Source organism: Levilactobacillus brevis (assembly GCA_021383565.1).
GTDB classification, from domain to species: Bacteria; Bacillota; Bacilli; order Lactobacillales; family Lactobacillaceae; genus Levilactobacillus; species Levilactobacillus brevis_B.
Map to the genome: position 1 here is coordinate 699,155 of CP079699.1, position 22,356 is coordinate 721,510.

The 22,356-nt window shown below is 50.0% G+C and carries 17 protein-coding genes; 11 read left to right on the forward strand and 6 right to left on the reverse strand.

Annotated elements, in window-relative coordinates; all coding sequences use genetic code 11:
* Positions 1-159 precede the first annotated feature (159 nt).
* Complete coding sequence (locus tag KB236_03365) at positions 160-3,273, reverse strand: YhgE/Pip family protein (protein ID UIF29791.1); 3,114 nt, start codon at positions 3,271-3,273, stop codon at positions 160-162.
* Between the two features lie 450 nt (positions 3,274-3,723).
* On the opposite strand from KB236_03365, the gene KB236_03370 reads away from it, so the two are divergent.
* From KB236_03370 to KB236_03380, 3 genes are all read left to right on the forward strand, one after another.
* Entirely contained in the window at positions 3,724-3,957 is a 234-nt protein-coding gene (locus KB236_03370; protein ID UIF29792.1) for an LPXTG cell wall anchor domain-containing protein, read from the forward strand.
* A 580-nt stretch (positions 3,958-4,537) separates the two neighbouring features.
* Entirely contained in the window at positions 4,538-4,831 is a 294-nt protein-coding gene (locus KB236_03375; protein ID UIF29793.1) for an LlsX family protein, read from the forward strand.
* Positions 4,832-4,843: 12 nt separating this feature from the next.
* A complete protein-coding gene (locus tag KB236_03380) occupies positions 4,844-6,838 on the forward strand; it encodes a KUP/HAK/KT family potassium transporter (protein ID UIF29794.1) in 1,995 nt (664 codons plus the stop codon).
* A 169-nt stretch (positions 6,839-7,007) separates the two neighbouring features.
* Here the strand turns inward: KB236_03380 and KB236_03385 are convergent, their stop codons facing one another.
* From KB236_03385 to KB236_03400, 4 genes are all read right to left on the reverse strand, one after another.
* Complete coding sequence (locus KB236_03385; protein ID UIF30276.1) at positions 7,008-7,901, reverse strand: IS3 family transposase; 894 nt, start codon at positions 7,899-7,901, stop codon at positions 7,008-7,010.
* Complete coding sequence (locus KB236_03390; protein UIF29795.1) at positions 7,874-8,356, reverse strand: helix-turn-helix domain-containing protein; 483 nt, start codon at positions 8,354-8,356, stop codon at positions 7,874-7,876. Before KB236_03390 ends, KB236_03385 begins: the two co-directional genes overlap by 28 nt.
* Before the next feature lie 71 nt (positions 8,357-8,427).
* Positions 8,428-9,942, reverse strand: a complete 1,515-nt coding sequence (gene yjeM / locus KB236_03395) for a glutamate/gamma-aminobutyrate family transporter YjeM (GenBank protein UIF29796.1) — start codon at positions 9,940-9,942, stop codon at positions 8,428-8,430.
* A gap of 56 nt (positions 9,943-9,998) precedes the next feature.
* Positions 9,999-11,414: a C69 family dipeptidase gene (locus tag KB236_03400; protein ID UIF29797.1), complete on the reverse strand. Its 1,416-nt coding sequence runs from the start codon at positions 11,412-11,414 to the stop codon at positions 9,999-10,001.
* Between the two features lie 281 nt (positions 11,415-11,695).
* Here KB236_03400 and KB236_03405 point away from each other — a divergent pair, with 281 nt between their 5' ends.
* The 8 genes from KB236_03405 to KB236_03440 all read left to right on the forward strand — a co-directional run bounded on the left by KB236_03405 (position 11,696) and on the right by KB236_03440 (position 21,201).
* Entirely contained in the window at positions 11,696-12,586 is an 891-nt protein-coding gene (locus tag KB236_03405) for a YitT family protein (protein ID UIF30277.1), read from the forward strand.
* Between the two features lie 7 nt (positions 12,587-12,593).
* Entirely contained in the window at positions 12,594-12,845 is a 252-nt protein-coding gene (locus KB236_03410) for a 4-oxalocrotonate tautomerase (protein UIF30278.1), read from the forward strand.
* 176 nt (positions 12,846-13,021) lie between these two features.
* Positions 13,022-14,521: a glycerol kinase GlpK gene (glpK, locus tag KB236_03415; GenBank protein UIF29798.1), complete on the forward strand. Its 1,500-nt coding sequence runs from the start codon at positions 13,022-13,024 to the stop codon at positions 14,519-14,521.
* Positions 14,522-14,592: 71 nt separating this feature from the next.
* Positions 14,593-15,468, forward strand: coding sequence for an AraC family transcriptional regulator (locus KB236_03420; GenBank protein ID UIF29799.1), 876 nt, complete (start codon positions 14,593-14,595; stop codon positions 15,466-15,468).
* A 162-nt stretch (positions 15,469-15,630) separates the two neighbouring features.
* Positions 15,631-16,875, forward strand: a complete 1,245-nt coding sequence (locus tag KB236_03425; GenBank protein UIF29800.1) for an MFS transporter — start codon at positions 15,631-15,633, stop codon at positions 16,873-16,875.
* 14 nt (positions 16,876-16,889) lie between these two features.
* On the forward strand, positions 16,890-18,056 hold the full coding sequence (locus tag KB236_03430; protein UIF29801.1) for a cellulase family glycosylhydrolase: 1,167 nt from the start codon (positions 16,890-16,892) through the stop codon (positions 18,054-18,056).
* 17 nt (positions 18,057-18,073) lie between these two features.
* Positions 18,074-19,708, forward strand: coding sequence for a glycoside hydrolase family 43 protein (locus KB236_03435; protein ID UIF29802.1), 1,635 nt, complete (start codon positions 18,074-18,076; stop codon positions 19,706-19,708).
* 344 nt (positions 19,709-20,052) lie between these two features.
* Positions 20,053-21,201 (forward strand): ArgE/DapE family deacylase, encoded by a 1,149-nt coding sequence (locus KB236_03440; protein UIF29803.1) that lies wholly within the window; start codon positions 20,053-20,055, stop codon positions 21,199-21,201.
* A gap of 244 nt (positions 21,202-21,445) precedes the next feature.
* On the opposite strand, the gene KB236_03445 is transcribed toward KB236_03440, so the two are convergent.
* A complete protein-coding gene (locus KB236_03445; GenBank protein UIF29804.1) occupies positions 21,446-22,258 on the reverse strand; it encodes a Cof-type HAD-IIB family hydrolase in 813 nt (270 codons plus the stop codon).
* Positions 22,259-22,356 lie beyond the last annotated feature (98 nt).

A 22,356-nucleotide genomic window follows, 5' to 3' on the forward strand; every position in this document is an offset into this window, starting at 1 on the left:
TCGTTGCTGTGAAACGCCTAAAGTAAAAACAGAGTTGAAGATTTAAGCCAGTGTCATAAAGTTTAAAAGGCAAGACAAAGCAGACCAACCAGTGAGGTTATCACCGATTGGTCTGCTTTTCTTTACTATAGGCGTTAGGAATGCGAATCCCTTTAAAGATTAGTCTCGCGAGTCATCGATTGCCGTTGCATGGGGCCGCATGAGCTTGAACCCAATCAGCGCGCCGCCAATCAGAATGATGACGACGGCGGCGGTAATCCCCATGGTCAGAACCGCGGAGCTAATGCCGGTCCCACTGAGGGCTTGCGTCAGTCCTAGGTTGGCGTACGTGACTGGTAGGAACTTCGCCAGCGGGGCGTAGAGCGTCTTCACGGTTTGAACCGGGAAGATGCCGTTGGCGACGCAGAGCTGTAAGAAGAACAGGACACCGATGACCAGAACGGCCAGACGACCGATGAAGAACCGCAGCACGAGTTCAACGACAAGGACGGCTAGGGCGAAGAGTCCGGTTAAGGCCATGAAGGTAAACGGTTGGGCCGCATGGAGCATGATGGCCATGCCGGCACTGGTAATCAGGGACTGTAACAGGACCCAGCCCGTTAAGTTGGCCAATTGCCGTGGCGTGTGTAGCTGTTTACGATAATCGAACCAGACGACTAAGCCGGTCAGCCCCAGGAAGGTTAAGAGCGAAACCACAAATGGTGCGATGGCGTGGCCGAAGTTTGGCACGTAACTGAAACGCTCATGAGCCAAGGTAGAGGCCGAGGCAAACATATTGGCCGTTTGGGTCGTCAATGGTGTGGCCTTCACCTGCTTGGCGCCGCCTTGTAAGGCCGTGGCTAGTTTACCGTTGCCTCGTTGGAGCTGTTGGGTGCCCGCCATTAGCTTAGGGGTGTTGGCGGCTAACTTCTGCGAACCAGTCGATAGTTGGTTGACGCCAGCGACTAGTTGGGGAGCCTGCTGATTCAGGGATTGGAGCCCACCACTGAGTTGCGTGCCGCCGTTGGCCAACTTTGAAACACCGGCAGTCAAAGCCGGAACTTGACCGTTGAGCTGGCTCAAGCCGTTAGACAATTGGTGGGTTCCCGTGGTCAGCCGGCCAGCGCCAGCGACCAACTGGCCCATGCCACCGGTTAAGGCGGGGAGCTGACCGTTTAAAAGGTCCAATCCGTTGGTAAGCGTGAGTGACCCATTGAGGAGTTGTGTCACGCCACCAGTTAGGGCCGGTAACTCACCTTTGAATTTAGCGGTTCCACTCGCCAGTTGTTGGGAGCCGCTGACCAGTGCCGGACCGTTGGTGGCGAGTTGCTGACTGCCGGCAAGCAATTGCTGCACGCCAGTGGTGAAAGCTGGAACCTTTTGATTGACCTGTGTTAAACCGCCGGCCAATGTTTGGGTGCCGCTAACGAGGGTGCCGTACTGCTTGACGAGGGCGTCGTCATTGGTGTTAACGGCACTATTGAGTTGGTTTAGTGCTTGATTTTGCTGGGTCATCGCGCCCGTGATATTGGTGAAGAGCGTCTTGAGTTGCTGGGCGTCTTGCATGACCTGTAGCAGAGCGGTCGAAGGCGTCGTCTTGTCGGTTGGGGCCAAAGCCGCTACCTCACGTTTTAACGTGTCGACTGTCTTTGACGTGGTTGACGTACTTGGCGTGGCCGTGGCACTCGCTTGGGCGAGCTCATTGGCGGCCGCCGTGACGGCTGACTTGGCAGCGGTCGTGTTCGAACGCGTTGTGGTGGTTGGCTGACTTTGACCGGCATTCGCTAAGGCTGAGGTCATGGCAGTCTTCTGCGCCGCGGTCATCTTCGTTTCCTTGGCCACAGTGGCAACCTTGGCGTCGATTTCGGCTTGGGTCATCCCGGTCGAGTGCGAGGCTGCTTGGGGCTGATCCAACTGGGCGACCGCCGTTTTTAATTTTGTCGCCGCCTGTGAGACCTTGGGGGTACTGGTCGAGGTTGCGGTGTCTTGCAGCTGGGTCAGCGTGGCTTGGACGGCCTGCACTTTGGCGGACGATGCGCTACCATTGGTGAGCGTGCCGGCTAAAGTCGCTAAATCCGTTTGAAGTTTCTGCTGTAACCAATCGCCTTGGGTTTGCAGGGTGGCGGTCCCGCTAGCGGCTTGGTCCTTTAAGCTAGTCATGGCGGTTCCCAACCGGTTGACACCGGCCTGTCCCGCGGCCACTTGACTGGCTAATGATGAGGAACCATCGCTTAACTTAGAGACGGCATCGGCTAGCGTTTGACCATTCGTGTCCAGCTGTTGTAAGCCCGTGTGGACCTGATAGACGCCGTTGACGTATTTGGTCGTGCTCGTGGCCAGCACTTGACTGCCATCGGCCAGTTGGACCACGCCGGAGGCCAGGGTACCCGTCTGGCGATTGAGCTTTTTCAGTCCGGCCGTGACCTGCGCGGAACCGTTATTTAACCGGTTAACGCCACTGGTCAGGGGAGATGTCTTGGTGGTCAGTTGCTGCAGACCGCCGGCTAACGTTGAAGAACCGGTTGAAACTTGGTTAGCCCCGGCGGATAGCTGGGCAACCCCGCTGGCTAACGGTTGGGTTTGGGCCTGCAGGGTCCGCAGCCCGGTCGACAACTGATCGGCGCCCGCGGACAGGCGGTGAACCCCTGTTGGCAATTGCTGAACTTTCGTGGTCAGTTGAAGTAAGCCGTTGTTAATTTTGTTGACGCCGGTCGTGTAGGTATTCATCCCGTCTGCCAGCGTGACGGTTCCATCCTTGAGTTGCGTGGCCCCGTGGGCGGCCGTTTGAAAACCGCGTCCGCTGGCTTTGATCTGGTCAAACATACTCAGTGCGTAGGCCTTGGTCACGGCCCGTTTGACGGCGGAATTTAATTCCGCGGCGCCCGATTGGCTGATAATCTCACCGATATAGTTCAACGAGTCGTTGGTTTTGTAGGCGAGGCGCATCTTTTGGGGATGACGAGAGGTCACGGTCGTGGCGCGCTGTGAGAAGTTAGCGGGGATGGTAACGACGGTATAATACCGATTGTGACGCATGCCCGTGGCGGCCTCCTTGGCGGAAAGGAACTTCCACCCCAACTTGTGATTATGCTTGAGTTGATGCACAACCTGTTGGCCCACCGCCAGGCGTTTGCCTTGGTAGGTAACCGGGCGATCCTCATTCACGACGGCTACCGGTAACTGACCGGTCTGGCCGAACGGGTCCCATAGCGAATGGATGACCAGTCCGGCACAAACCACGGGCAGGACCAATCCGGCGGCTAGGGCACCACCAGTTAACAACTTATGTTTCATTCTCCACACTCCTCAATAATGACTTAAAATGTATATGGCATGTCACATTATAATGCAAGACCTATCACTAATCTGCGTTCACCTCAATAAATTAGTATATGGCATGTTGCATTTATACTAAAAAATTGACTGAAAATTCAGCCATATTTTGGAGTCTACTCGTCTAGGATTTAGATTGCAAGGCTTAGCTTTTTGATGAAAGCCCATTCAAGCCTGAATTAGTTGGGTATCTGGCCAGATGTTTTTTTTCAGTGGAGAGCGGGAAATGGGGGGGAAATCATGAAAAAAACGTCTATTTTGATTAAAATTTTGATGATTTTAGTCTTACTAACGATGACGAAGGTGATTATAGTTTTGTATATTTGGGATGAGGCGATGATTATTATTCAGAGGAAACTGTGCAATAAGACTGAACGATCAGGCTTCACTTTAGCGTAAACGTTTACCCCAATGCCATTCTTTACCCGACAAACTGCTAATGAGTTGAATAGTCGTTATTCACAGCCGTCAGCAATTTCCAATGCAGGGCACGCACGTAATCTTGCAGAAACCAAACGTACGCACATTCAGCAGGAAAAGAAGTTACCGCAAACGGGACAAAAGAATGAGAACTTCCTGATTTATTTAGGAGAAGTACTGTTGGCATTATTGGCTGTACCATTTGTCTTCCGTCGTCGGCACTAGTGAATGATGTAAGGTGACAGTCGTCATTAGACTAGAAATGCCTTAGTGTCTGGCCAACCGATGTTGAAGAAAATTTGAGAGGTTCAATCCGTTTATGAATTGGGCCTCTTTTTTGAACGATAATTACACGCGTTGTATTTTGTTGTCGACATTCGCTACCAATCTTATTTTGGCTCCATTTGCAGCGACCTATGCGGGTTCCCGAGGTATCAGTACCAAGTTTCACCGAAATAAGCCTTGACGAATCAGACTTTATCGTGTATAGTTACTTCTTAGAGTTTAAGAGATGCTAATAAAGAGATTCAGAGAAATTGTTTAGCAAGCCGGAGTTTCTTAGATTTGAAAGTCGCTCGCCCATTCGTAGGAATGGCGGGCGATTTTTTTTGTGCCTCTACTTATTACTAATGTATTTTTTACTCATTTTGTTGCAGGTTTTGACCCAATAAAATAAAAAATCGTTTTATCCCATCACTCGTTCAGCCATCAATTAATTTGGTTAGATACTTCCTTAAGCCAGTCTCCCAGATTGGTTTTCACCGGGGACTTCAGTATGATGGACGGGAAAGAGGGGGAATGTGACATGTCCAAGACAGCGGTGCGACTCACAATTGAAGTGGTTGGTGGCTTGATTGTTTCGGCAGGCTTGCTGTCGTTGATTATCTCGAGCACTTACGCCTACGTTCATGCGTCCGGCGTGACCCACTACACCTTAAATCTATTGGGGATGCCCTTCTTCCACATCAGGCACGTCGCCGGGCACTTTAGCGGACAGACGGATGCCATGGGCATGGGTGTGGTTTGGCTAGTGGCGACGGTGGGCATCTTGGTCTTAGGCGAGTTGCGCCACCGGTTAGTCACCCATCGGTGGTTGTAGGGGGGCGATGCGATGCGGTTAACGACACAAAAACTCACTGGGGTGGGGATGCTGATTACGCTGGGCATCGTTTACGGCGATATTGGCACCTCGCCCCTTTACGTCATGAATGCGATTATCGATCAGGCGGGCCGGCACGAGTTGGCCACGATGACCCCCGTCATGCTGGGGAGTATTTCACTGATTTTTTGGACATTAATGTTGATTACCACGGTGAAATACATTCTGTTGGCGATGCGCGCCGATAACCGGCATGAAGGCGGCATTTTCGCCCTGTATGCGTTGGTTCGCAATCATGCCAAATGGCTGATCTTTCCGGCGCTAATTGGCGGGGCGGCTTTATTGGCCGACGGGACGTTGACGCCCGCGGTGACCGTGACCTCGGCGGTTGAGGGCTTGAAGAACCAGACGTTTGGGGCATTTCATTTCGGTGACGCGCAGGGCTGGGTCTTGCTGGTAGTCACGGGGATTCTAGTCGGTCTCTTTCTGGTCCAGCGGTTGGGAACCCAGCTCATCGGCTGGTCGTTTGGGCCCCTCATGTTGATTTGGTTTAGCTTCATCGGCTTGGTGGGTCTGTACAATTTGGCGGCCTATCCGGCGATTCTTCGGGCTCTGTCGCCGACGTACGCGCTGGCTTTTCTGGTGAGCCCCGAGAATCGGCAAGGCATCTTCATCTTGGGAAGTATCTTTCTGGCCACAACCGGTGCGGAGGCCCTGTATTCGGATATGGGGCAGGTCGGCAAACGCAACATCTACGGGACCTGGCCGTTTGTCTATCTGATGTTGATGCTCAGCTATCTGGGCCAGGGAGCGTGGATGATTCGCCACGCCGATGCGCCGGGCGTCAATCGGTTGGTCAACCCTTTCTACGCGATGGTGCCGGCCAACTGGCGGCTGTTTGCGATTGGCATTGCAACCGTGGCGGCAATTATTGCGTCACAGGCCCTGATTACCGGGTCCTATACGCTGGTGCATGAAGCCATGGGCCTCAAGCTCTTGCCGCGATTGCGTATCAAGTTTCCGGGCAATGAAATTAGCCAGCTCTACATTTCAACGGTTAATTGGCTCCTGTGTGGCGTCACGTTGAGCATCGTCTGGTTCTTCCGGACCTCGAGTAACATGGAGGCCGCCTATGGTCTGGCGATTACGATTACCATGCTGATGACGACGCTGCTGTTGCACGCGTTTCTGCGGCAACGGGGACATCGGCTGGTGGCGACGGTCTTCGTGAGCGCGTTTGGCCTGCTGGAAAGTCTCTTCTTACTGGCGAGTCTGGCCAAATTCGTCCACGGCGGGTACGTGACGCTATGTTTGACGCTGGTCATTCTCACCGTCATGGTGTTCTGGTATTACGGCAATCAGCGACGCAGTGCCCATGTGGAGGAGTCCGAACGCGTCTCGCTATTGGATTTTCTACCGCAGTTAACGGCGTTGAGTCGTGACGATCAGGTGCCGCTGTTTGCGACGAATCTGGTTTACGTGGGTCGGGTGACGCCGGATCATGAGATTAAACGAGCGGTGGTCTACTCGATTCTGGACCAACAGCCGAAGCGGGCGACGGTCTACTGGTTTGTGACGGTCAACGAGGCCGATACGCCGTATGAATGCAGTTATACCGTGGAAACGTTAGGAACGGATAACGTGATGGACGTGCAGCTGTACCTGGGCTTTAAGAAGCCCCAGCGCTTAAATGTCTACCTCCGTCAGATTGTCAATGACTTGTTGGCAACGGGGGTCTTGCCGGATCAGACACCGCGCTATTCGAGCGAGCCAAGGCGGCAGGTCGGTAACTTTAAATTTGTCATCCTCAATCAACAATTTCAGGATTTGGGTGCCCAAGATGATTTGCCGGCGGGGGATCGATTGCTGATTGGCGGTCGGCTCCTGCTGCAGCGGGTCAGCCTGTCACCTCAGCACTGGTACGGCTTGGAATTTAGCGACGTTGTCGAGGAGCGGGTGCCCTTATTTATTGGACATGCGCCGGATCGGACGTTGCGGCGACGGTAAGGCGGCCAGTACGCGACTAACATATTATAGTGGATGGCGTCCTTGTCACACTACGGATTCTAGCTGTTTTATAGCTTTCAACCTTTAGGCTTGAATCAAATTTAGCCGAAAAAAAAGTTCCCAGACATAATGCCTGAGTGAAGTGAACCCCATAAATTGGAGTGAATTTCTAAGCTACTAATTGGCTGGCATGTTCCCGGTATTTTACCGGGGACATGCCGGCCAATTTTGTTTTTATCCGGTGGTAATTGTAATAATCTACGTATTCGGTTATTGCTGCCGCAAGCTCTTGATAACTGCTATAACTGTGATTATGAACAGTCCCTACCTTGAGAATGTGGAAAATACTCTCTGCTACGGCGTTATCAAGGCATGTGGCCTTGCGGCTCATGCTTTGAAAGACTCGAGCTTCTTTGAGAATACTGATATATCGACAGTTCTGGTACTGGAATCCTTGATCCGAGTGAATAGTCATTCGATAAGGCACTTTGGGTCTTCTTACTATAAGGCGTTCTAAGGGATCAGTGACGAATTTAACTGTTGGATGCTGACTAATTGCCCACTCAAGAATTTCTCCGTTATAAAGATCAATGTAGGCAGTGAAGTATGCACGTTCATTGACGGTCTGATGACCCCAACGCACTTCGGTGACATCAGTCACGATTTTTTGAAAAGGGCGATTGGTCTTAAAGTTGCGGTTTAGACGGTTTCTAGCGATTTTACCGACAGTACCTTTATACGAGTTGTACTTCTTTGTTTGCCGTTTAAAGGCAGTGCACAATAAATTATTTTCGCGCATGATTCTCAAAACCGCCTTATGATTGACCAGTATGCCTTTATTCCTAAGTGCTAAGGTTACAGTGCGATAACCATAGTCTGGATTGTTTTGTCGAATCTTTTTGACCTCTTCAACTAACGTTGAAGAGGTGTTTTGATACTTACGATGACAAGCATCATGATAGCTACTGCTCGACATCTTGGCCGCTTTCAATACCACAACTAATTTGACGTTGAATTTACACCTTAGCTCAGTGATTAGCTGGGCTTTTTCTTGGTTTGAGATTTTTTCTGTGCTAAGGCTTCGAGTTTTTCCAAGTAGGCTACCCGAATGCGTAAAATTTCATTCTCTTCTTGAAGTTGTTTGAGTGTTTTAGAATCCTTTGATTTGTCTGTCACTTTTAAAGACCGTCCTTTGAATGGCTTCAAACGTCCTTCAATCAGCTTTCGCTCCCAATCCCATATTGTAACTGGGTTCTTTAGGCGGAAGTGGCTTGCTGTAGCTGGATATGAGGCATGATGAGTCTGTCGCCATTTGATGACTTTAATTTTAAAGGAATAGTCGTAAAAAGTCTTCTCTGAATGGTTCTCCAAGCCCGGAATACCAAACAATTTAAAATTGGCTAACCATTGATAAATGGTCGCGGAGCCTTTGATCCCATACTCTTGCATTAATTTTTGTGGCGATTTTCCTTGAAGATATTTAGTTAAGACTTGTTGTTTTATTTTAGCTGAAAACATAGTAAAACCCCTCGAGTTGGATTTACTCCAATTCGAGGGGTTCACTTCAGAGAACTTTTTTAAAATCATGATTAATCTTCGTCGTTCGCCGTGGCATTCTCCTTAGCCGACCGCTTCTCAGCGTTACGGTAGAAGATCCAAGCGACGGCTCCGAAGAAGATGGGGCCGATAATCGTCCAGAAGGCGGTCTTGTAATCGGCGTCCAGGATTGGTTGGAGGCAGGTAAAGACGATGCCGGCAATCAGAACCAAGAGCACGATACCCACGATGATATTCGTGAAGACCTTGTTCTTGTAGACCACGAATGGCCGTTCCAAGTCCGTCCGTTTCTTGAAGAAGGGGAAGGCCCCAATCAAGAAGAGGTACGGTGCCGACGTGGACACGTTGGCCATGTTAGTTAAGATTTGGTAGAATTCCTTGGCAGCGGAGCCCCCGAAGGAAACAAAGAAGATGAAGACGGCAACGACGGTGGCTTGAATCCACATGGAGTAAGCCGGCACGCCAGCCTTGTTGAGGCGCGTCATCTTCTTCGGCCATAATTTTGGTGAAGATCCTAAGATAAAGGATTTCAGTGGCGAGTAGACCAGCACGAAGAAGGACCCCAGGTAAGCCATGAACATACTCAACCCGGTTAACCGCGCTAAGACGTCCCCAATCAACACGGAAGTCCCGTGAGAGAGGTTTAGGGCGTGTCCCATGACCAGCCCCAAGTTATTCATCAGTACATAAGTAATGTTCCCCAAGTTAACGGAACCACTACCGAGGACGTCATGCCAGTTGGCACTGATCCCCCAAAGGAAGATGGACAGGGAGTAGGCGATGGTGATGGTAATCGTGGAAATGATCAGCCCCTTAGGAAAGGTTTTTTCCGGTTTATCCATACTATCGGTGATCCCGCCCATGGATTCCATGCCGGCGTAAGCAAAGACGGCATAAATCACGAACGACAGCAGGGCCATCGGGGACTGGAATTGCGGGTTCGGTGAGGCGATGAAGCTGTGTAAGCCGTTGACTGGTTCGGCGAGTTGACCGCCGTTTAAGAACCAGATCAGGATGCTGGCGATGAAGAACAGGATGGTCAGACCCATTACGAAGATTCCACCCAATGAGGAAATCTTGGCGATGGAGCTGACACCGCGAGTAGCGAAGAAGGTGACCGCTAAGATCCACACGATCCCGAGAATCCCGATGGTTTGCGTGGAACTCAAGCCTAGAATTCCCCAGGTCTGCGTCTGGTCGCTCCCGGAAATCAGGGTTGATAGTGGAATCCAGACCTTTGTGGACGTGGACAGCATCCAGATGATCCATGAGGACAGCCAGATGAAGGTTCCGATAAAGGCCATCTTTTCACCGATGGATTCGGCTAGCCAGGAGTAGATTCCCCCCTTGGCCTCCTTAAAGGTGGACCCGTATTCTGCCAGCATCAACGCGCTAGGCAGAAAGAAGAATAAAGCGGCGAGGACGTACCAGATGATACTGGCGTAGCCCATTTGGTCGTAGGCCACGGTCCCGTTGGCGAAACCGTAGATGGCCGAAAAAATCATTAAGATCAGACTGAAGAGTCCAATCTTCTTTTGCTTTTCCATTAGATTAATATCTCCCATATTTAGTGCGGACTAGTGATGGCTAGTGCCGACTCTGTTTATAAATTCAAATCTTGGTGATAGTTGAGCGGGCCCAGGTCAGTTGCTTGGGTGATCAGGGTGGCCGCGAGCTCACGGTAACGTCGAATTCCCAATGCGGCGTTATCGTTGGCTTGTTGTGTCAAATAATGGCTGAGTTCGAGACCGCTGAGCTGTTGCCCCACGGCATCGGTCTGTTGAACGGATTGTTTAAACGCGATCCGTAAGTCCTTTTGCACCGCGCTAACGGTCGGCCAGGCTTCGTGATAGTGGGCGTCGAGCAAGACGCTGACTAGCTTGTAGACCCAATAGGCGGATTGCGGATCGTAGGTGGCTTCGCCTAAACGGTAGGCGGCCGGTGTACTGTCGATACCGGCGTAGAACGGCACGTAGACGCTCTGCGCACCGACACCCATGGCTAACCACTGAATGCCGGCCAGAGCTGGGTCCATGTCGGGCCGGAGCTGAAGGACGTGTGATTCCTGCGTCTTGGCCAGACTGACGGGCCGGAACCGTTTGCGCTGTTCCGCAGTGCCGGAGCCCACCGGATCGTAGGGCGTTTCTTCAAAATGACTACTGAGATAGCCCTGCGCGTCGTCAATGCTCAATAAATGATCGGCGTATTGAATAAATGGCAAGTCGAACGATTGTGGGTCTTGCGCAATCTCGGGATTAAACCGCCGTTGACCGTACCAGACCCGTGGGGTGTTATAGTACAGGTCGGATTGGTCCTGCGTTCCGAAGATATCGCGCCAGCTGAAGCGGTGACGCGACGGGTTCAGGTGGTTGTCGGCGACAAATTCACGCAGGTGACGCGCAAACATAAAGTTTTCGCTATCCTGAAAATCCACGTCCTGAATGGCCATCTGATTGGCCACGACAGCGTAACCGTTGTCTGGAATGCGCTGGGCGACCCAATAGTGGCCGGCCCCCGTTTCCAGGTACCAGGCTTCGTGTTGATCGGCAAATAAAATGCCGTTGGATTCGCTGGTCCCGTAGTGTTCGACGAGTTGGCCTAAGCGAGCGACACCGGCTCTAGCGGTCTTGACGTAAGGCAGAACCACGGTCACCATGGCCTCCTCACCAATCCCATCCTTAACCAGGGGATCGGCGCCTAAGACGCGTTCGTTAGAGTAGGTACTCTCGGTGGCACTCATCGCCACGCCGTACGCATTGATGCCGTCTTCCTCGAACAAGCCGTATTTATCGGTCCATTCGGGGGTGGCGGTATACTTGGCGGCCGTCAGGGGCAAGGGCATGGTGAAGCCGTTGTCCGTGCTGACGAACTGCTGCGGGATGGCTGCGGTACGAGCGGGATGGACGACGAAATGCTTGGGCCAAGCGGCCTTGGCGTCTTCATTCCGGCCAATCATAACCGAACCATCCGTCGTGGCTTGGGCACCGATTAAAATACTGGTGCAAGCGGAATAATTCATGGGAGCACTCCTTTCTGCATATTGAATAAAATTCACGTTACTTATTCTATCATTTTTGGGGCTAAACGGGGCTAGTTTCGAAGATTTTTTTAATTATTTTACATAAATTTCTCATCACAATAAATATTTATACAATTTTATGATTACGAATGCACTGCGGATCGCAATCGTTCAGGGCCGAAAAAGCTGTCAGACTGGCTGTGGTTGGACTGGCTAAGTCGCAGGAGTTGTGGTTAAATAGTGAAAACGACTGACGACGGAAAGGTGTGGGCAGAGGCATGATGGTAGAAAATAAGCGACGTGAAGTGGGGAAACACCTCTTAATTTTAGTGGGTTCGGCCATAATTACGGCGGTTGCATTAAATGAATTCTTAGTTCCCGGTAAGATTTTCAGTGCGGGGATCAACGGGATTTCTCAGATTATCGCGACCCTGTTGGCGGCCGGTGGCATTCATCTGAGCACCGGATGGTTTATCCTCCTCTTTAACATCCCCATTGGTCTGCTGGGCTGGTTCAAGGTGGGCCGTGGGTTTACCATCTATTCGATCATGGTGGCGATTCTGACTTCGATTCTGGCGATTGTGGTGCCGGTCAACAATATCTCCAATAACGCGCTGCTGGCGGCGTTATTCGGGGGCATTCTAACCGGTGTGGGTGTGGCTTATCCCTTAAAGAATGGTTTTTCGACTGGGGGGATGGACATCGTCGCCGTGGTGTTGGAGAAGACCACGGGGCGGACGATTGGCACGCTCATGATGATGATTAACTTTGGTATCGTGATTGTGGCGGGGTTCCTGTTTGGCTGGGAGAGTGCGCTATACACAATTATTTCCATTTATGCAATGTCGCGAGTGGTCGACAGTATTCACACGCGGCATCAAAAGCTGACCGCCTTTATCGTGACGGCCCAGCAGGACGTGGTGATTGCGGAGCTGAATAAGACGCTTATCCGGGGAATTACGGTGATTCCTTCCTTTGGGGCCTACACCCGCCAATCAAGTACGGTTCTGATGACAGTTATTTCGCGGTATGAACTTTATGCATTGGAGCACGCGGTCAAGGAAGTCGATCCCAGCGCCTTTGTCAACCTGGTGAACACGGTCGATATTGAGGGGAACTTCTATAATGAGACGGAACAGTTGAAGTTGCGCGAGGAGACGGGGAAAAAGTAGGCCAGTAATTGCCATTGCGCGTGGTTACCGGTATAATAGCCATATCCATAAAGAGAAGGGAACGAAAAAAATGCCAATTGTTAACATTGATTTGATTGCCGGTCGTTCACAAGACCAGCTCAAGGCCTTGGTCCAAGACGTAACGACGGCGGTCACCAAGAATACTGGTGCCCCAGCCGAACACGTCCACGTGATTCTGCGTGAAATGCAGCCTAACCGTTACGGCGTGGCCGGCGTTTTGAAGAGCGACGAAAAGTAATCAGAATTTCCAAAATCTTATAAACCGCCACCAAACCCGATACAGTCGCCTTGGTGGCGGTTTCATTTGCAAAAACGTTTGGCGCGGCGGACACTTTTCGGTATACTAGAGACAAGTGCGACATCACGGTGGATTTAGGCCGTTGCTAACAACGAATGAATGGAGAGTCTAAGACAATGAATGATCAACAATACATGATGGCAATTGACGAAGGGACGACGAGTACCCGGGCTATTTTATTCGACCGGCACGGCCAAATTGCTGGACAGGCACAGCGGGAATTTCATCAATACTTTCCGCAACCGGGTTGGGTCGAACACGATGCCAACGAAATCTGGAACGCGGTTCAGTCCGTTATTTCCGATGCCCTGATTGATTCCGACGTGCAACCGTACAAGGTCCGGGGGATCGGGATCACCAACCAGCGGGAAACCACGATCGTGTGGGACAAGAAGACGGGCGAACCGATCTACCACGCCGTCGTTTGGCAATCCAAGCAGACCAGCGACCTGGCCGATCAGTTGAAGGCCGACGGGTACACCGAGGCCATTCACGACAAGACCGGTCTGGTGATTGATTCCTACTTCTCAGCCACCAAGATTCGCTGGATCTTAGACCACGTTGATGGGGCTCAGGAGCGTGCTGAACGTGGTGAACTCCTCTTCGGGACCATTGATACCTGGATTCTTTGGAAGCTCACGGGTGGCCGGGTTCATGCGACCGACTACACCAACGCCAGCCGGACTATGTTATATAACATTCATGACCTGGTCTGGGACGATGACATCTTGAACTGGTTAAACATTCCGGCCGCAATGCTACCGGAAGTCCGGTCATCCTCCGAAATCTACGGTTACACCGCGGGTTACACGTTCTCCGGGGTACAAGTGCCGATCGCCGGGATTGCCGGAGACCAGCAGGCGGCCTTGTTTGGTCAAACGGCCTTTGACAAAGGGATGGTCAAGAATACGTACGGCACCGGGGCCTTCATCGTGATGAATACGGGTGAGGAACCGACGCTTTCCCACAATGGTCTGTTGACGACGATTGCATACGGTCTGAACAATAAGGTCACGTACGCGCTGGAAGGCTCAATCTTCGTGGCGGGGTCCGCCGTGCAGTGGCTCCGTGATGGGATGCGGTTCTTCGAGCATGCCGGAGATTCCGAGAAGATGGCGGTTGACGCCAAGACGACCGGGAACGTTTACGTCGTGCCGGCCTTTACCGGTCTGGGTGCGCCGTACTGGAACCAGGAAACGCGGGGGGCCGTCTTTGGCCTAACTCGCGGGACCACGCGTGAGCAATTTGTGCGGGCCACGGTGGAAGCCATTGCGTATCAGACGCGCGATGTCGTGGACACCATGACCAACGAGACCGGACTGGATATTCAGTCGCTGAGTGTCGATGGTGGGGCGGCCAACAATAACTTCTTGATGCAGTTCCAGGCCGATATCTTGGATACGCCGATCAAACGGGCGGCCATCAACGAAACGACGGCGCTGGGTGCGGCTTACCTGGCCGGCTTGGCGGTTGGCTTCTGGCCGAACATGGACGCCATTCGGAAGATGCACGCCTTGCGCGACGAATTTACGCCGCAGATGGCGGCCGACAAGCGCGAGAAGTGCTACAAGGGTTGGCAAGCGGCCATTAAAGCCACGCAAGCCTTTGAAGATTAGACAAAATTATTGATGATGAATGACCATTGGCCGGAGCGGTCGGTGGTCGTTTTTGTTAGGGGGCTGGTGTTTTGGCAATAGATTATTTACCGGTAATTAATACGCATTTCACGTTATTTGGCGGACACTTGGAAACAGTGCCAGCCGATTGGCAGTGGCCAGCGGAAGAACATCCGGCTTTTGAGCTGATGTATGTCCTTGAGGGGCGTCAGCGTACAATTACGGAGACTGGTGAACTCGTGTTAAAGGCTGGCGAGATGACGATTATCCCAATTGAAACGCGGCATACCAATGCGGCATTGGACCACCGAACGATGACCTACTTTTGTATGCACTTTAACCTTGATGATCCAGCACTTCGATACCTTTTAATCCGAGAGTATGCTGGTCGGATAATCCAACCGCAAGATGCCTTGTATGACCAATTACGGCGGCAAACTGAACAATTGATTGCGATGATTGGTCCAGACTATAATCTAGCGGATCAGCTGGATTTACAAGTTGGAGTCATCGATATTATTATGACGTTGGTAAAGGACTTGAAAGCTGCAGGAAAATTCACACCACAAGCGGCTGATGTTGATCAGTTTATGCTGTGCCATCAGTTGGCTAGTGATCTTAAGGCACAGCTAGATTATCAAGTTTATCATGCGGCAGTACCTCAACAACCCTCGATAACTAAAATTATTGCCAGTCACAACATCTCTCAAAGCTATGCTCTAAAACTTTTTCAAAAATATTATCATGAATCACCGCAACAATATTTAATTCAGCTCAAATTGGCAACGTCGAAGGAGTTGTTGAGCCAACCACGAGCTCGAGTCAATGTGGTTTCAGCTAAGCTGGCTTATACGGCACCCAGCCACTTCACCAGAGAATTCAAGAAACATTTCGGCCAGACACCACGAGATTATATACAAGGATTAAAAGAGAATCATACGAATTAGGGATAGTTCTATACGAATTATCCTCTTTTTTATAGCGTGAATTCAGATAGAATAGTTCTTGTAAGCGCTTTATAAACCCTTGACGAAGGATTTTGTTGATTTTAGGTAGGCTATCGGAAAGATTTACTGTTTTTCGTCAGAATGATTAAGGAGTGTTTTTTAATGGCTGATGTTGTCATGAATCCAACTCAAGAAAAAAAGAAGATGCCTAAGCGTTTAGCCTGGGGACTATTGATTGGTTGTGTTAGCTGGATGGGACCGTATTCAGGGATGAACGGGACCTTGTTGCCAGCAAAGATTGGAATGTTAGATCCCATCAATAAGGTTAAGTTGGTGGCGACCTTTGCCGCAATCGCTATGATTGTCGCAATGTTTGCGAACTTAATTGAAGGCGCTTTATCTGACAGAACCCGCTCGCGGTTTGGTAAGCGAAAGCCTTGGATTATTGGGGGAACAATTGGTAGCGTAATTATGTTTTTCGTTTTATCCTGGTCACCAACTATTCCTATTCTATTGGTTACTTGGACATTGTACCAGTTAACACTAAATGCGATAGTTGCGCCCATGGTTGCAATTATTGCCGACGCTATTGATCCAAAGTTTCGTGGAACGGTTTCATCATTTTATGGTATCGGTATGTCGATTGGGGCTTATGGTTCTGGCGTTGTTGCCTCACAATTTCTAGGTAAAGTTAATATTGGAATCTGGGTTTTTGCACTGGTTCAGGTAGTTTTGACCATAATTTCGATGTTTTTGATTAAGGAGCCTTCAAGTGCCGACGAACCTAAAGTTCCACTCAAAGGTAAGGAGTTACTGGCTTCATTTGCGTTCCCACTTCAAAATGCGCGTGATTTCTATTTAGCTTTGTTAGGTAAGTTCTTGATGATGGTGGGTTCCTATATGATTGCGGGTTATCAATTATACATTTTGACCGATTATATGCGTTTGAATCAATCAACAACATCCAGAATGGTGGCCATTATCTCTGTCATCTTAATGACCACGGCGATTGTCTTCGGTGCGGTTTCAGGCCCATTCGCAGATAAAATTGGTCGGCTAAAGATGCCTGTAGCATTGGCAACCTTAATGATTGCAATTGCCGGAATCTTTCCGTTTTTTGATGCCGCACCATGGACAATGTTAGTCTATGCTGTGCTATCTGGTATCGGAAATGGTGCCTACTTGGCCGTGGACCAAGCATTGAACATTGCAGTATTACCTAATCCTAATACTGCGGCGAAGGACTTAGGCGTCATGAATTTATCGGCCACTCTTGGCCAGATTATGGGCCCCGTTACGGCCGGTGCTGTCATCTCAATGGCAGGTTATCGAATGATATTTCCAGTCATGGCCGTCATCTGTATTATCGGTTGTGTCATGATTATGTGTATTAAAAAAGTTAAATAGGAGGAGAGAAAAGAATGACTAAAATTAAGGGTGTTAACTTGGGTGGCTGGCTCGTTCTTGAAAAGTGGATGTCTCCTCATTTGTTTGATGGGGTATCCAGTGATGATGAGTATTATTTGGCTAAGGACTTGCCAACTCGCGAGTACGAAACACGAATTAACATGCATCGTGCTGAATTTATTACCGAAGCGGACTTCATTAACATTGCCAGTCGGGGATTCAATGCCGTTAGAATTCCAGTTCCTTACTTTATCTTTGGTGATCGTGCCCCTTTCATTGGCTGTGTTGAAGAGCTTGACCGTGCATTCTCCTGGGCAGAAGCATACGGATTGAAGATTCTAATTGATTTGCATACAGTTCCAGGTAGTCAGAACGGTTTTGATAACGGGGGGATTTCTGGTGTATGTACTTGGGCACAACAGCCTCACGAGGTAGACTTCGCGTTAAGTGTTCTTCAACGATTAGCGCAACGCTATGGACATCGTTCCGGTCTACTTGGTATTGAAGTGCTTAACGAGCCAGCAACGGCAGGGATGTTTAAGTCAATGTCAACGCGTTATCAGCCAAGAGAACCAGAGTTGGCTAAAAATAATGCACCCATTACGCTGGATTTTCTGTATGACTTTTACATGAAAGCCTACAATATTTTAAGAAAAGATTTACCTGTCGATAAGGCTATCTATTTTCATGATGGTTTTGAGTTTGATGCTTGGCATGACTTTTTCGCCAACCATTCCTTTGAAAATGTTGTGTTAGATACGCATCAATACCTGATGATGGCTGAGTTATCCGGAACACCACAGACAGTTGATAATTACGTTAAAGTGATGCAGGACTTCGGCCAGAAGATTGCGGTCGTTGCTAAAGAAGTTCCGGTTGTGACAGGGGAGTTTTCACTATTTAATTCATACACCGCTGGTATTGATACCAAGGGTGGCATTAATCCAACTCAAGAAGAAATGAAAGGTCAAGTCAATCATTTAAACAAGGACGTTCTGATCCAAGCCTACCAAAAGTTATGGCGTGCTCAGATAGGTGCTTGGAACAATGGGAGTGGTTACTTCTTTTGGACTTACAGGTTAAATATTGACACGATTAACGAGCCGGCTTGGTATGGCTGGGATTCCTGGAGTGCCAGTCGTGCCTTGGATCAGCACTGGATTGATCCTAAAGATTTATAAAAGGAGCCACTTTAAACATGACTGAAATCAAGAATCCAATTTTGCCTGGCTTTACGCCAGATCCATCGATTTTGCGTGTCGATGAAGATTATTACATTGCAACGTCAACGTTTCACTGGAATCCTGGCATTCAAATCTTTCATTCTAAAGATTTAGCTAATTGGGAGCTCATTGCGCATCCATTGGCTGACGTTCCCGAAGTGGACCTTCGCGGCACTATGACGCCTGGGGGGATTTGGGCACCCGATCTTTCCTACGATGCGCAGACTAAACTTTTTTGGATGACCTATAGTAAGATGAACAATCAGGACGGTCGGATGTTTGACGCTGATAACTATACTATGTCTGCAACGAGTATTATGGGACCATGGAGCAAGCCAATCTACTTGAATTCTATCGGGTTTGATCCATCGCTATTCCATGATGACGATGGGCGTAAGTGGGTAGTCACCTTAGAGTGGGAAACTCGCCTAGGCTACCAACATCCTGGTGCAATTGTTTTGGAGGAATTTGATCCTAAACAGCAAAAACTGATTGGCGATCCTGTGCGGATCACGCGGGGTGGCACCGACCGTGGGGCGCAGGAGGCCCCACATTTGTATAAGCATGGAGACTATTACTACTTGATGACAGCTGAAGGCGGTACTGGCTATGGTCATGCAGTTGTCCTCCAACGATCCAAGCAGATTGCAGGTCCATATGAGTCAGATCCTAAGAATCCAATTGTTACTTCAACGCCGTATTACTATTATCGTCGAAATGATCCGGATGCCAGTCGTCCAGACTTGTATAACCCAGATGCACCGTTACAAAAGGCCGGACACGGGTCACTCGTGTCGACACAGACTGGCGAATGGTACATTGCACATTTATCGGCCCGGCCATTGCCAGGTCTACACTCTATTCTTGGTCGTGAAACGTCAATTCAGAAGATGGTTTGGACGGCCGATGGCTGGTTACGAATGGCTGATGGCAGTAATTTAGCCAAGGCGACGACGCCAGGAATGAGCGGCATTGAACTTGACCATGAGCAACGCCTCTTTAATTTGGTCGATGATTTTGGGCAACCACAGCTAGATCCACATTGGCTAACGCCGTACAGTCGGCCAACCAAGGACTGGATTAATTTGAACAATCAAGGCCTACGTATGCGAGGACGGCAGTCGTTCTTTTCTCGGATGGACGTGTCGTTGATGGCTACTGCCGTGACGAGTTTTCATGAGACAGCTACAACTAGTGTGAAATTTAAGCCAATTCATTTCTCGCAATCTGCGGGACTGGTGTTGTATTATGACAACCACAACTGGTTGTTTGAACGGTTGAGCTATGATGAAATTAATGATCAAACGGTTTTGGATGTCGTTCAAGCTAAAAACGGTGAGAGAACTGAGCTGGAACCCGTAAAGATTCCAGTTGCTAGTTCTGCTGCTGAACTACGAGTAACAACCAATGATGATCAGGCCCAGTTTACCTGGCGTGAGAATGTCAATGCTAAATGGGCACCGGTTGGTCAGCCCGTGGATATCAGTTATCTATCTGATGAAGATATTGACGGGTTTACTGGTCTCATGGTGGGAATCGGTACCTGGGATGCGTATCGACGAGAATCATATGCTGATTTCAGTTGGTTTATGACGGAAAACCAAGGGTAATTCGATGCCATTTCAAAGGATTGTATTTCCTTTGAAATGGCTTTTTGTATATAACATTTAATCGAAATTCAGAAAAAAATATGTTTAGAAGTGGAACAGTCAGGGCAATTGGCTAGAGCTGGTGGCATATTCTGCGAAAATGAATTGTTCAAATCCTATAGAATCAGCTTATTGCAGTACACAACCATATTTTTTCAAAAAGTATGCCACAAAATCTCCTCATTTTACATTAGTAAGAGTATCAGCATAAATAACCGGTCAATCCACACTACTGCACAGAAAGTAAATCCATGTGTTTACAGATTACTTGCGTTACAATTTAGGTAATTAAGGAGGAATCAGCGATGGCAGTGTTTACGGATAAACAGAAATTACAGATTCTTGAGGATCTCGTCGCAATTCAGTCGGTCAATGATCACGAGACGCAGGTGGCTACCTACCTGCAGCAAGTGTTGGCGGATCACGACATTCACGCGCAGTTACGCCCATTAAGTGAATCGCGGGCCAATCTAGTGGCCGAGATTGGAAGCGGACACCCCGTACTGGGTGTTTCTGGTCACATGGACGTCGTATCTCCCGGCGACCCGGCGGCTTGGCAGAGCGATCCGTTTAAGCTGACGGCCCGCGGTGGGAAACTCTACGGTCGGGGAATTACCGACATGAAGGCGGGGCTGGCCGCACTCGTCATCGCCATGATTGAACTGCATGCGGCCGGCAAGCCCACGCATGGCACCATTCGACTGATGGCGACCGTGGGCGAAGAAGTCGGTGAGACCGGGTCCGCGGCCTTCTATGAGGATGGCGCGATGACCGATGTCGATGCGTTACTGATTGGCGAACCGACCGGCTACCGCATCTTCTCTGCGCACAAGGGGTCGATGGACGTGAAGTTAACCTCACAGGGGAAGGCAGCGCATAGTTCAATGCCCGAACTGGGTCAAAACGCCATCGATCCGCTGCTATCACTACTGAGTCAGGCCAATGAAGCCTTTCGCAAGACCGATCGGGTTAACGCCGCATTGGGCGCACTAACCTTTAACACGACGGTCTTTAATGGGGGCAATCAGGTCAACTCGATTCCGGCAACGGCGACGGCGGAAATGAACATTCGAACGATTCCTGAATTCGACAACGCGACCGTTACGCAGGTCCTTCAGCAGTTGGTCACTCAGGTCAATGAACAGGGTGGCCACGTCACGATGGATATTTACATGTCGCAGTCGCCAGTCGAGGAGCCCAAGGACAACGACTTGAGTAATCTGGCCGCGGCAATCGGTGCCGGCTATGCGGGCGAACCAATTCCTAAGTTGGCTTTGCCAGCCGTGACGGACGCATCGAATCTCCTGAAGGGTAAGGGACACAACTATCCGTTCATCGTCTTTGGTCCCGGTAACGAGACGGCTCACCAGGTCGATGAGTACGTGGATCAGCAGATGTATTTGGACTTTACGACACTCTATCAGAAGTTGATAACGGCATACTTGGCGGAATAATGGCGACTGGTTCTCGGCTGGCTAGAGGCGTGGTTATTAGTGGTTATTACTGCTTAGTTGTACTTGCTGACATTTGGGGTTTTCCAAATGGTGTCCGTTCTTCTCACCACGCCCCGGACCAAATTTGGCGAACAGTAAGGTGCATAGATGGTATTCTAAGGAGACAGTCTCTGTCAGTAATGCATACAAAAAATCAGCACCGAGCAATCGAAATCATTGCTTGACGCTGATTTTTTAGAACAATTTATTCGGCCAATTTTAAATAATTCTGTAGGTAAACGGCCAAACCATCGTGGTCGTTGTCCAGCGTGGTCATGTCGTTAGCGAGTTGTTTGATTGGTGTCGTGGCATTTTGCATGGCCACCCCCCAACCCGCGTAGTCGATCATGGCGGCATCGTTGTGTTCGTCGCCAAAGGCAATGATGTTCTGGCGTTCCACGTGGTAGTGGTGAGCCAGAACTTCCACCCCAGTGGCCTTCTGCACACCCTTTACGCCGAGTTCGACCACGGCGTTGGGACCGCCCCACGGTGCCGCGTCGATCACATCACTAAAGTTGTGTCGCAGATAGCTTAATAGGTGCTCCTGATGATTGCGATCGACGGCGACCGTCAGACTAGTGGGGTTTTCGCGCAGCGTCTTCTGGTTCAGAATCTCATTGGACTGAAGCACCGTGGGGAAGAAGCCGACCTCCACCGGGTGTTGTCGAACGGCCAGAAAAAGATTCTTCCCCTCGGCCGCAATCATATTGATGCCGAGTTCCTCGCGGTGGGCGAGCAGGTCAAAGGCAATCTCCTTGTTAAAGGTATACTGGTATTCCCCCTGCCACTGCTGGTGGGGGATATGGCCCAGACTTCCATTAAAGTTAATCATGGGACCATCCAGATTGAGTTCATCGTAAAAGTTTGCCGAGATGCGGTTCGGCCGGCCCGTTACAATACTGACGATGTGACCGGCTTCGCGGGCCTGAGTTAAAACGGCCTTCGTCTTAGCCGAAATCTTGGCGTCCGCATTTAAAGTGGTGCCATCCAAGTCGATGGCAATGAGTTTTCGTTCCAACAGAGAACACCTCGCAATTTTGAAATAAAGTAACCCTTTCAATTTAACATAGTTTCTGGTTAGTTGCACCCATTTCACCCAGCGGCGGGGTAGTGCTC